The organism is Vibrio qingdaonensis, assembly GCF_026191675.1.
In the GTDB taxonomy this organism is placed as follows: domain Bacteria; phylum Pseudomonadota; class Gammaproteobacteria; order Enterobacterales; family Vibrionaceae; genus Vibrio; species Vibrio qingdaonensis.
This window is the reverse complement of record NZ_JAKRRY010000028.1, coordinates 60,891-74,393: the sequence shown is the minus strand read 5'-3', so window position 1 is coordinate 74,393 and position 13,503 is coordinate 60,891. Positions and strand designations below refer to the sequence as shown.

Below are 13,503 nucleotides of genomic sequence, written 5' to 3'. Positions count from 1 at the left end.
CGGCACCTGGACCTACACCATCGATAACACCTTAACGCAGGTGCAAGCTCTCGATGTGGGTGACACCTTGGTCGAGTCCTTTATCGTGACCTCCGCCGATGGCACCGAGCACACGATTAGTGTGACGGTGAACGGCGCGGAAGATGAAACCTTCATCACTAATTATTCCCCAGACAGCGTCAAAGAAGACACCGACGAAGTGGGTGGGGAACTCATTGGTGGCGGCAAACTCGACATCGCCGATTTAGATGCCGGTGAAGCGGCGTTTAACACCACCGTGACTAACCTAACCAATGACGAAGGTCAGTCGCCATTGGGCACGCTGACCATCTTGGCGGACGGCACGTGGACCTACAAAGTCGATAATAGCCTCACTGGCGTGCAAGAGCTCGGCGACGGCGATACGCGCATTGAGCGCTTTGAAGTGGCGTCGATTGATGGCAGTAAAACCCAAATCATCGAAGTAACCATTGAAGGTACTGACGACGCGCCCGTGATAGCGGGTACTGACATTGGCGGTGTTACGGAAGACTTTGAAGTACAAAGTGGTGACCTGCTTAAAGAAAGCGGCCAGCTGACGATTACCGATACCGACCAAGGCGAGAGCCAATTCCAAACCAGCGTTACTAAAGTCGATGATGGTAATGGCCTCACACCGGTGGGCACTCTGACCATCGATGCGACTGGCGCGTGGAATTACGAAATCGACAACACCGACAGCTCGGTGCAGTCACTGGCTGAAGGCGAGACTCGTACCGAGACGTTCCAAGTACTCAGTGAAGACGGTACTACTCATAACATCGTTATCACGATTACCGGTACCGATGATGAGCCAGTCATCGGTGGTACTTCTTATGGTGAAGCAACGGAAGACAATGCGACACAAATAGATACTGATGGCAATTTATTCTTCAGTAGCCAAGCTACTATTAGCGATGCCGATGATGGTGAAGGGGCGTTTATCCCTGCTTCCGTTGCGTCAGCCGCCGGTAATTTTGTTGATGGTGCCTTAACCATAGATGCGGCCGGGAATTGGTCATACGAGATTCCAAATGGTAGCAGTAATGTTCAAGGGCTAGCAGAAGGTGAACGCGCGACACAAACCTTTACGGTGCAAACCATTGATGGCACAGAACATACCATTGTTGTCGATATTGTCGGGATCAATGATGACTCTGTGCTGATCAGTGATCCAAGCCAAGCGGTAGGGGATGTCAAAGAAAATGATAGCCTGATTGAACTCACGGATAGTGGCGTACTTGAGCTTCAAGATACAGATGGAAGCGATGAGGAAGTATTCCAAACGGACCCTAGCTCAATTACATCAACAAGCACACTGAATGGAGCGACCGATGCGGTTGGCACTTTAACAATTAACGCTCAAGGTGAGTGGGATTATTCGATTGCGAATGCGTACGTTGAATACCTTGGTGAAGGGGATACCGCGACAGAAACCTTCACTGTGCGATCTGAAGATGGTACTGAACATACCGTTGTTATTACCATTGAAGGTACTAACGATGTGCCTTCGATTGTCAGTGGTACATTCGCAGAGGGCTTAGAGGATCAGGGTCTAGACGGTAACAACATCAAGGTGGAAGGCAATCTTGTTATTGATGATCCTGATGCAAACGAGAACACATTCCAAGTAGGAGCGGGGAGCGCTGATGCTGCCAATACTTTAGGTGGCTCGTTAGTCGTTGCTGCCGATGGAAGCTGGACCTATTTGGTAGACAATCAGCAGACCGCGATTCAGTCTTTGGATGTGGGAGATTCGGTCACTGAAAAATTCACCGTTCTTAGTGAAGACGGTACGCCTATTGAAATTGAAGTCAAAATCAACGGGGCGGAAGACCAAACATTTATCACTGACTATGTGCAAGGAAGTGTGACGGAAGATGACGAGACAACCACACTTTCGCACGTTGGTAGTCTAACTGTGACAGATGTGGACGCTGGTGAGAATCAGTTTGATCCGACGCGCGTTGACACATTGAACAATAGCAATGGCATTTCGTCTTTAGGCAGTGTTTCAATTACGTCTTCCGGTACGTGGACGTACACCATAGACAATAACTTAGCATCGGTACAACAACTCGGAGCTGGAGATAGCTTTACTGAGCGTTTCAGAGTTTATTCCATTGATGGTAGTACTTCTCAGATTGTTGAAGTGGTGGTCAATGGGACTAATGATGGTGCGTCAATATCCGGTGTTGCATCGGGTTCAGTGACGGAAGACATCACAGTGGTTGGAAGTAATTTGCAAGAATCCGGAACCTTGCAAGTCAGTGATATTGATAGTGGGGAGAATATTTTCTCCACGACTGTTACGAATGTGGCAGATGTTACCGATGGATTACCGTTAGGCAGTATCACTATTACCCCTGAAGGTAATTGGACTTACCTTGTTGATAAAGACAACGTCACCGTTCAGGCACTGGGATTAGGCGAAACACGAACTGAACGTTTCCAAGTTACATCGGTTGATGGCACTGCGACGCAAGAAATTGTGGTGACGATTCATGGCACCAACGATCTGCCAACGGTTTCTGCAAGCAGTGAACTAACGGGTAAAGTATTTGAAGATTCCGACCCGATACCAACGGCGACAGGCACCTTAGTACCTAGCGATGTTGATGTAAATGATAGCCATACATGGGCGGTTGTAGGTGCCACAAGTGGTGATTACGGTAGCCTAGTTTTAGACTCCAATTCGGGGGTATGGACTTATTCCTTAGTGAATGACTCAGTCAACCATTTGCAAACTGGTGAAAAGGTCTATGAGTATTTCCAAATCCAAGTATCAGATGGTAAAGGCGGAGTTGGCTTTGATACCGTTACAGTGGAGATTGAAGGGGGAATGATGATCCTTCCATCTCGGGTGATAATTCAGGGTTAGTCATCGAAGATGGTGGCGTATTGAGTGTTGCTAAGGGCAACCTTGAAGTCGCGGATGATGATATTAAAGATACCCATGACTGGGCGGTTGTCGATGGTGACGGACTCTATGGTACGTTAACCGTTAACGATGATGGTGAATGGACGTACACGTTAGATCAAGCCAAAGCCAACTTTATGGAAGAGGGGGTGATTTATGCTGAAGACCCATTCACTATAACGGTTGACGATGGCTTTGGTGGCACAGATAGCTACGTCGTCAACGTTAATGTTGAAGGCAATAATGATGCCCCCGACATCCGTAACGTAAACCAAATACGGATTAAAGAAGATGCGGGAACTCAATTTAAGCAAGGTACCTTAAATGATCAAGACCCTGATGAGAATGAAGTACACAGTTGGGTTATTTTAGATGCCAATGGTAATGCGCTATCGGTTGTTGATGGTGTTGCGATTGGTACTTACGGCAACCTATCACTCGACGAGTCGACAGGGCAATGGCGCTATGATCTAGAGTCAACCGCGGATACGACGCTGACATCCGAGCAATTAGCGAATACACAAGCGCTAGAACGGGGTCAAAAAGTTTTTGAAAACTTTACTGTTCAAGTCACAGACAAATACGGCGCCACGGATACTCAAGTATTACAAGTTCGCGTGACCGGTACCAATGATCAGCCGCAGATTGAAGGCACGGTTGAAGGCACGGTGACGGAAGATGATTTCCCGAATGGCGATACGTCAGCGGATATTGTTACGTCAGGGACTTTGCAACCCGGCGATGTAGATACTAACGACAAGCATACGTGGTCTATCGATACCAATACCGGTGACTACGGGACGATTGTTATTACCTCTGATCCTGTGACGGGAGAAGCGGTATGGACCTATACACTCAACAATAATAACCCAGCAGTGCAAGCTCTTCGCCCTGGCGATACCGCATTAGAGGAAACCTTTACGGTTACGGTTGTCGATGACTCCAAAGGAGGCAACCCTAGTGCCGATAGAGTGGATACTCAACAGATTACCGTTCGCATTGAGGGAGCAAACGACGCGCCGGTACTTAGTGGTGATGTCACGGGGAGCGTGGTGGAGCCAGGCCACAAGGATGAAACTTTTGATATTACTGCGACAGGCGCCCTAGCGGTTTCCGATAAAGATACGACCGACTCGCATACGTTTACCATTGACAACAACGATAGCAACACGACAAATACCAGTACCTTCTATGGTGAGTACGGCACATTATCTGTGGATAGCAATGGCGTATGGACGTATACCTTAGATAACCTCTCGGAGCATACTAAAGCGATCCCACCTGGCGCGACCGAGCTTGACGTATTTAACGTTATTGTTACTGACGAACTGGGTGAAACCAGTTCAATTCCGGTGACTATTTCAGTGGCGGGCACCAACACAGACCCATTGATCATCTCTGCTGGTTCATACCAAGTCGTTGAAGATGGCGCAGCCTTGCAAGGTCAGTTTGTTAAAGGGACACCAACCCCAGAGGAATTAGCACAGGGCGACATTGGTTCCGGTGACCCCGATAGTGGTGACGGAGCGGTTTGGCAAGTGGTGTCTAATGGGCAATACGGAACATTTAGCATTGACAATGTTTCTGGTGAATGGACGTACACCTTATTTACACCAGCAGACGTCGCTGCTGATCCGAGTAAACGCGATGCCTACAATACCGTCAATGCATTGGCAGAAGGCGATACGCTCACCAATGGTGATTCTGTCGAGTTGCGAGTGACAGATGAGTTCGGTCGCACTACGACTGAAGTATTGAACATTGATATTGTTGGCGCCAATGATGCCCCAGTGATTAGCGGTCTTAATAACACGTTTGCTGAAGGGAATCTGGATAACAATATTTACTCCACGTCGGGTCAACTACAAGATGGCGATGTCGATACCAATGATACGCATGTCTGGAGTTTAGATTCCGGTACACCGAACATGGGTCAATACGGCACCTTCTTGCTGCAAAGTGATGGGTCTTGGACCTATTTGGTGAACCCAGATAAGTTCGAAGAAATTCAAAATCTCAATCCAACAGACTCCACGGTTGCTGACCGTACCTTAGTCGACACATTTGATGTTCAAGTGACCGATATGGGAGGCACAGGTGAAACTGTGACTCAAACCGTGACCGTCACCATTACGGCTGAAAACGACGTTCCAGTCATCTCTGGTGATGTGACAGGCTCGTATGTTGAAGACAGTGGTTTAGCGGTCACTGGGCAATTGATCGCAACAGATATTGATAATAATGACTCGGCTGAGTTCCTCGTACCAGATGGTGCAACTGAGCGATTGTATACCGGATTGTATGGCAGCTTAACGATCAATGCTGCAGGTGAATGGACTTATACTCCGGTAGAGTCGAGTTTGCAGACGTTAGCTGAAGGTGAAGAAAAAACCGAACGATTTGTTGTGCTTGCCCGCGATACCAATGGCGCAACGGTTACTGAAGAGATCAATATTCACATCACAGGTAATAATGATCGTCCAATCGTCGAAGGAGATAACTCTGGGACGGTGGTTGAAGATGGTACGGCGGATGTCTTTGGTACGGATCTCACTCGTGTTGAAGGGCAGCTTTTTGCAACCGATGTTGACAATAATAGTCCTGGTCGTAACTGGAGTATTGTCGGTGGACCTAACGGAGATGGGGAAGGCTTATACGGCACCCTGACATTAGACAATACCGGCCAATGGATTTACACCCTCGATAACGATAGTCCTGCTGTTCAGGGTTTAGATTTTGGTGAGAACCCAACCGAAACCTTTAAGGTAGTGGTGAGTGATAACATCACTGATGTAGAAACGAATACTCCTGGTATTTCGCAAGAATTTACGATTGTCATCAATGTTGTCGGTCAAGACGAAACCGGCGGTGGAGGTGGTGGAGGCGGTGGTGCCATTGAAGTCACCGCTGATGTGACCGAAGACGTGATGCTAACCGATACCGGGACAGTCGGTGCCGATATTAATGAAAATAGCATTACGCCAATCTCTGGCGGAGTCTTTGGAGAGTTGGTTGTCGATCCTAATGACAGTACGAAGTGGCTTTATGAGCTGGACAATGATTCAGATTTAGTTCAAATGCTGGAAGAGGGCGACGTCGTAACCGAAAAATGGCGCTTTACCGCAGATGATGGCAACACTTATGTCGTCAATGTGACGATTCATGGTACCGCAGATAACCCCGAAATTTACCTGGGTGATACTGAAGTGGTTGATAACGACGTTATTGGCGAAGTAACGGAAGATGCTATCCCATCCACAACTGGACGTTTAAGTGCCGAAGATCCTGATTCAGATGAACAGTTTAATTGGACCATTGACGGAGGGACTTCTTCAACCAGTAGCTTAGGTGAAATTACAATAGATCCTGATACTGGCGAGTGGACTTACGAGCTTTCTCCTTCGACGGAGTTGGCGCCGGGCGAGGTGGTTTATGACACCTTTACTGTTAAGGTCACCGATAAGGATGATGCGGCGTTTGGTGGAACTGAAGACTCTTCCACCACCAGCGATACACATGAAGTTCGAATCAAGATTGTCGGCACCGCTGAAAACGCTCATAACCCTAGTGATCAAGATGTGGCATTAATTGTACAGACGGTTTCTACCGTGGAAGACAATAATGACCCTAGTGCTGATGCCAATAATACCGAACCTGCAGTTGTAGTGAGTTCAGGTTCGCTTTCTTTAGACAATGTTACTGAACAAGATGGAACGCCAGTCGACAACTTAAACCTTGGTGACACAATCGCCTGGACCTTGATTGATGGTTCGAGCCCTTATGGTTCGATGACTGTCACAGAGTCTGGTGATTGGACGTTTACGCTCGACAACGACAGCCCTGCTGTACAAAAGCTTGCTGATGGCGATGTGGTTACCGAAACGTTCGAGGTTTACGCCATTGATCAATATGGTAAAACCATCGTTGATGACAACGGTTTCCCTCAAACATTGGAAATTGTCGTTGATATTACGGGACTTAATGATGCGCCAACCGCGACGTCGTATGTTGACACGCTAACGGCGGATACCAACTCAAGTCAGCCTCAGCAGCTTAGCGGTAATTTGAGTAGTACTGCTAATGATATTGATACCGGCGACGTATTAGAATGGTCTAACTTAACCACGATCGATGCCAACCCAGCGTACGGTACTTTGACGGTGAATTCCGATGGTAGTTGGGACTTTGAACTCAATACGACCTATGGCGTCAATGGAGATGAACCTCATCCTGACATTGTGGCACTCAACCAGGGTGAAACCAAAACGCTGCAGTGGCAAGTGAATGTCACCGATAACAACAGTGCCCCCGTTACTCAACCAATATCGATCAATATTGTTGGTACCAACGAGGTGCCAGTGATTGAAACTCTGGAATTGGCTGATGACAATGAGATTGTAGAAGCGCTTCCAGATGATGTTGATCAAACGCCAACCATCACCCGAGATATTGTTCTTACCGATAGAGATGCCCCAGGCGATCTTGGGGACAACGTTACCCTTCAAGCCTCAACGTTAAACGGTACGTATGGACTCTTTAATGTTGACCCGGCGACGAATCAGTGGAGTTACACCCTGTACGATGACGCGCATATTAATGCGTTAGCGGAAGGGACGGAAGTAACGGAAACATTTGTTATAAGAGCAAAAGATGAATCCGGTGCCGAAGTGATGACAACGGTAGAAGTGAAAGTCATCGGTAGCAATGACAAACCAGTATTGGAAGGTAAGGTCGTCGGCACGGTGGTTGATACCCCAAGTGATAGCGCAGAAGGGCAACTTATTGTCGCTGACCCAGATATTGGCGATTCCTCAGTGTTTAGTTTCACTGAAGCTAACCCGAATATGGGCACCTTCGCGATTGATTCAGACGGTAACTGGACCTATACCATCAACAGTGACGATCCTGATATCAATCACTTGCCAAAAGGCGAGACGATGCAAACCTCAATTTTTGTCACCGCAACGGACATGAATGGCTCTGGTTTGTCGAGTGAACAAAAAGAGATTGTGATCACCATTGTTGGTACCAATGACGCGCCTGAAATTCAGGATATTGGTGTCCAAGATGTGACTGAAAATACCCTAACGTCTCTATCAGGAACCTTTGATAGTGGTGACTCAGATAATAATGCAGATGGGACTGGCGGTAGTCGCGTGGATGGCACTGATGCGGATACTCAGACTTGGCAAGTGGTTTCTGGTGATGCTCGAGGTGAATTAACCGTTAATCCTTCAACGGGCGCTTGGACGTTTAATTTAGTTGACCCCTTTGAGGAGTTATCTGAAGGAGAAACGCTGGCTACGCCACTGCAATACACAGTAAAAGTCACGGATGAGTTTGGTTTATCGTCAGAGCGCGTGATTGAATTCCAAGTAACCGGTACCAACGATGCGCCAACGATTGTGGCTGGCGACACGACTGCGACAGGTACCGTGTACGAAGACCCTACTGGCGGGCAGGTGGATACGGCTAACGGTGTCGTGGCTATTGATGATGTCGATCAAAGTGATACGCATCGTTACAGTCTGAGTAGCACAGGGGTGGTGACGGAAATTGAAGGCACCTACGGTACGTTAACATTGGTCGCAGGCGATACACCTGACAGCGTCAAATGGGTTTACGAACTGGATCAAGCGAAAGCCAATGCATTGAATGAAGGCCCTCAAACAGAGCAATTTGAGGTGTATATTGAAAGCTTAGTGGGTGGTGTCGGTCAAGGGGATACCATTAGTCAGACCATTGATGTCACGGTGGAAGGCAATAATGACGCCGCGGTTGTGACGACGGGCAGTGTCGATCTTATTGAAACTGACGCAGCTCTTACCGCGACAGGAACATTGACCTCTACCGATGTTGATAACCCGGACAATACGTTTACACCTCAATCGAATGTGAGTGGCTCTTATGGGACGTTCTCAATTAACGCAAATGGTGTTTGGAACTTCACTGCGAACAGTGCGTTTGATGAACTGAGTGAAGGGCAAGAGATCCAAGAAGTGTTCAATGTCACCAGTGTGGATGGTACGCCATCAACCGTGACAGTGAAAATTACCGGTACCAATGATGCCGCAACCGTGAGCTCTGCGGATGTTGAGCGAGACGAAACGGATGCGCCACTGACTATTACCGATACCCTGACATCGGACGATGTTGATAATCCAAACAATACGTTTACGCCGCAAACTGGCGTTGTCGGCACCCACGGTGCATTCTCCATTGATGCTGGCGGTACATGGACATTTATTGCCAACCAATCCTTTGATTATCTCAATGAGAACCAAAGTGTGAGTGAATCATTCGCCGTGACATCGGTGGATGGCACTGTGTCGTCAGTGAGTGTGAAAATCAACGGGACGAACGATGCCGCGGATATTAGCGCTGCAACGAAAAATTTGGATGAAACGGATAGCACGCTAACGGCCAATGGCACCCTTACCGCAACGGATGCCGATAATGATGATAAGTTCATTGCTCAGACCGATTTTGTGGGATCAATTGGTACGTTCAGTATTGACGAAAACGGCGTATGGGATTTCACGGCGAACAGTGATTTTAATAGCCTCAATGTTGGTCAAACAGCTGAAGAGTCTTTCACCGTTACGTCTTTAGATGGCACAACATCACAGGTGAATATCGTTATTAACGGAACGAACGATATTGCGACAGTCAGTTCTGCCGATGTGATATTGCAAGAAACCGATGCACCGCTGTCTACCGGTGGCACCTTGACCGCGACGGATGTTGATAACGATGACAATAAATTCATCGAACAAACGAATGTTGCAGGGAACCATGGTACGTTCTCCATTGATGAGAATGGCAACTGGAATTACACCGCTGATGAGTCATTCGACAGTTTAAATGTGGGTGATTTCGTGGATGATCAATTTAATGTTCAGTCTATTGATGGCACGGTATCAACGGTGAAAGTGACCATCCAAGGTACCAATGATGCACCGACCATTGATGGAGACTTCACCGCAGGCGTACAAGAAGGTGTAACAGACACGACCAGTGGTAATATCACGGTTTCAGATGTAGATACCGCAACACCAATTTCCAGAAGCCTACGAGGTGGTTCGTTAGTTGGCGACACGTATACCAAAGTCGGCACGTACGGAACCTTGACCTTTAATGTCATGACGGGAGTATGGGCGTATGTTCTGCTTGCGGGCAGCAGTAATGCCTTAGAAGCCAATCAAACGGCCGATGATACGTTCTATATTGATGCCAGCGATGGTGGGCTTAATGGTGATTCAGAACAACCGATTACGATTACGGTAACGGGTAATCAGGGATTAAGAGGGGATAGTGCAACCAACGACATTCTTGTCGGTACTGCTGATGATGAATGGCTATTTGGTAACGACATACCGCTTTCTGGCGGTGTCAGCACTGACAATGACTCTCAAGATACCTTTAAGTGGGAAACGGCAGCACTGGCGGGCACCGATACGGTGAAAGACTTTGATGTTCGCGATTTCACGAGCAATGATCCAACGGTGACCCATGATGTCGTTGACTTAACGTCGGTTGACTTTAAAGCCGACGAGTTACTGACCGATCAGCTGAGTATCCAAGAGCAATCTGGCGATACAGTGATTGAAATTAGCGATAGTGGCGTTCTGCTTCAATCTATTGTGTTAGAAGGTGTGACACTCACTTCTTTGCTAGGTGTGACTCAACTTGACTTAGACGATATGACGCCTGCCGACGTCATTATTGCTCTGCACCAATCCGAGCAACTTACCTTGCCTGATCAAATAGTGGTGGGTGATAGTTCATCTGAAACCCTGCTAGGCAGCGCGGAGAGTGACATCATTTTTGGTGGCGGTGGTAATGATATCTTAACCGGGGGGGATGGGCATGATTTGTTCTTATTCACGGAAAACTCAGCAGGAACAACCTTGAATCCCGCAACCTCGACGGTAACGGATTTCAGTGTCGGTGATGACCTTCTGGATATTTCGGATTTATTGCCAGAACATAATAATCTTGGTGAATTGCTTGGCAATATATCAGTGACGGTTAATGATGATGTGAACGATGCGACCAGTACGGTTATCAGCGTGACAAAAGGAAACGAGCAAACGGATATCACCTTAGATGGTGTAGGTTGGAGTGAGTTGGGAATATCGGATGCAAATGTCATCAATGACCCTGCTGGGCATCAGGTTGACCTCATTAGTCAGCTTGATAGCTTGAACATCATTAAGGTCGATTTGTAGACGAGAGTGGTGTAATAAAAAAGGCGGTACATCATGTGATGTACCGCCTTTTTTTGTTTGAACAGACTTAATTAAGGGCGTGTCGCCTTACTGCTGAGTAAGGGGTTCGGCTTGTTTTGTCTAATGGCAAGAATAACTTGCGGCAGTAACGATGTGGCGATCATACCCGACATGAGTAAATACTGTGGTAGGGTGAAAGATTCCCCAAGTAAGATAAGGCCACATACGATACCGGCGATTGGGTTCGCAATACCGCCGAAGGTAAAATCGACGACGGTCATTCGCTGCAATAGCCAAACATACATGCCGTAGCCTAATGCGGTATTAAGGCCGATCACCCACAGTAAGCCCATCAGGTTTTTGCTATTAAAGTGATGATATACATCCAAATAGAGCGATGGTGCAACCGTCATATGAATACTGGCGGCGATAGACAGCATGATACCGCCTAAAATTAACTGCCACGTAAGCACTGTCCACCAGTGCATTCGGTTACCTAGAGACTTAGTAATACTGCTACCGACGACGATACACATAATGGCGGCAAGCATCGCTCCTAGCCCAATAGGATTAAGACTCATAGAGCCAGGTGAAAACAAAAAGTACGCTAGAATAACCAGTACCAACCCGCTTATTGCTTGAATCCAGCTAGGCTTACGCTTACCGATTAGCCAGTGATATAACATGGCAAACACAGGAACAGAGACCATTCCAACACCAGAAATCGCGGATGGGAGTGTTTGTGCCATGACAAAAATGAGACCAAAGAACGTGGCGATGTTGATTAAGCCAAGGCTAAACAGAATTTGCCAATCACCCTTTTTCGGCAAAGTGGGTTTAACGGCGAGTAATAGTAAACCAGCAGGTAACGCTCGCAATGCACCAAGTAGAATGGGTGGCCAATCGGGCAGGGAGAACTTGGTGACGGCGTATGTCGTTCCCCAGAAAAAAGCAGGTATCATTGCGAGTAATATATTCATGGTTACTTATCTTTACGTTAAGATATTTGCCCTAAATGTACTAGCAAAAGTTTACAATGTAAAGTATCTTAACGTTAAAGTAATTTTAACGTCCGTCGTGGTTCTAGACGAGCGTTAACATAATGGAGTAGGAACAACAATGGATGCAGTGGATCGCGTAGTCACGCAATGGGCAAAAGAGAAGCCTGAGCTTGAAACTGAGCCAATGGCCATGATGGGGCGAATGATGCGCCTTGCTAAATATATGGAAACCCAAGTTGCTGAAGTCCATAAAAAATATGACTTAAAGATGGGGGAGTTTGATGTTCTTGCAACGCTCAGACGCAGCGGTAGCCCTTATCAATTGACCCCATCAGAGCTGATTGATTCTATGATGCTAACTTCTGGTGCTATGACGAATCGTATGGACAAGTTAGAGTCTAAGGGATACATCTCACGAACGCATAGCAAAGAAGACCGACGCAGCGTAAGAGTCAAGCTGACGGATGAAGGACTTGTGCTGATCGATAAGATGATGGAAGAGCACGTGGAAGTGCAACAGAAACTAGTCCAGTCTTTGTCCAAGCCTCAAAAGAAAAATCTTAATCAGTTGTTGAAACAGTGGCTAGGGCAGTTTGAATAGAAAGCGATGCTTTTGGATTGTTGAGAGTGTCGGAAAAATCGCCATCCCTGCGAAGGCAGGGATCGACTTTTGGCTAGTGACCATCACGACAAGTAAACATTAAGCGGCCTGTCGTCGCAGCAATGACGCGTTGTGAAACATTGCGTTTCAATAGACTTATTCATCACTGAATAAGTTGGCGTGGTCAATACCCATTAATGCGCAACTTTCATCAAGATCGGAAAGATCGCCACTTACACCAACGGCGCCAAGTACCGTTTTCTCGGCATCCCTAATTAATAGTCCACCAGGAACTGGCACCATATTGCCATGCGCCAGTACGTTAATGGCTGAAATAAAGGCGGGTCTTGCGTCGGCATCTTGTGCCAATTTTCGGGAAGAGCAACCAAGCGCGAGTGCTCCCCATGCTTTGGCAATGGCGATATCAGGGCGCATCATGCTGGACCCATCCTGTCGTTGTAGCGTAATGAGTTTTCCGCCACTGTCGAGTACCGCAACAGTGAGCGGTGCACTGTGACTTTCCTCCCCAGCGCCAAAGGTGCCATCTGTAATGGTCAGTGCTTGCTTGAGCGTTAAACTTCCCATGTTAATCTCCTAGTTTTATCGCGTTTATCGTGGTGCTACTAACTATTGAAAGATGGCATCAAGAAAGCGGCATGTTGTAGAAGCGGTATCACATGCTTGCTTTTGACTGGCCTTAATGTCGATATTATCTTGCGATGTCTATGACCT

5 protein-coding genes are annotated in these 13,503 nt (G+C 47.3%); 3 read left to right on the top strand and 2 right to left on the bottom strand.

Going from position 1 to position 13,503, the window contains the following annotated elements; all coding sequences use genetic code 11:
* Positions 1–2,899 (top strand): VCBS domain-containing protein (locus MD535_RS18385; RefSeq protein WP_265676509.1); only part of this gene is annotated, 2,899 nt, incomplete at its 5' end.
* 20 nt (positions 2,900–2,919) lie between these two features.
* Entirely contained in the window at positions 2,920–11,169 is an 8,250-nt protein-coding gene (locus tag MD535_RS18380) for a VCBS domain-containing protein (protein ID WP_265676508.1), read from the top strand.
* Between the two features lie 71 nt (positions 11,170–11,240).
* On the opposite strand, the gene MD535_RS18375 is transcribed toward MD535_RS18380, so the two are convergent.
* Positions 11,241–12,149, bottom strand: coding sequence for a DMT family transporter (locus tag MD535_RS18375; RefSeq protein WP_265676507.1), 909 nt, complete (start codon positions 12,147–12,149; stop codon positions 11,241–11,243).
* A gap of 139 nt (positions 12,150–12,288) precedes the next feature.
* Here MD535_RS18375 and MD535_RS18370 point away from each other — a divergent pair, with 139 nt between their 5' ends.
* Positions 12,289–12,771, top strand: a complete 483-nt coding sequence (locus tag MD535_RS18370; RefSeq protein ID WP_265676506.1) for a MarR family winged helix-turn-helix transcriptional regulator — start codon at positions 12,289–12,291, stop codon at positions 12,769–12,771.
* 156 nt (positions 12,772–12,927) lie between these two features.
* Here the strand turns inward: MD535_RS18370 and MD535_RS18365 are convergent, their stop codons facing one another.
* The gene (locus tag MD535_RS18365) at positions 12,928–13,356 is read right to left on the bottom strand and encodes a GlcG/HbpS family heme-binding protein (RefSeq protein WP_265676505.1); all 429 of its coding nucleotides are present in this window, start codon (positions 13,354–13,356) and stop codon (positions 12,928–12,930) included.
* Positions 13,357–13,503: the final 147 nt, after the last annotated feature.

What these genes read in the sequence shown, in the direction of transcription:
- MD535_RS18375 (WP_265676507.1), bottom strand. Translation starts at nt 12,149, where the DNA reads ATGAATATATTACTCGCAATGATACCTGCTTTTTTCTGGGGAACGACA.
- MD535_RS18370 (WP_265676506.1), top strand. Translation starts at nt 12,289, where the DNA reads ATGGATGCAGTGGATCGCGTAGTCACGCAATGGGCAAAAGAGAAGCCT.
- MD535_RS18365 (WP_265676505.1), bottom strand. Translation starts at nt 13,356, where the DNA reads ATGGGAAGTTTAACGCTCAAGCAAGCACTGACCATTACAGATGGCACC.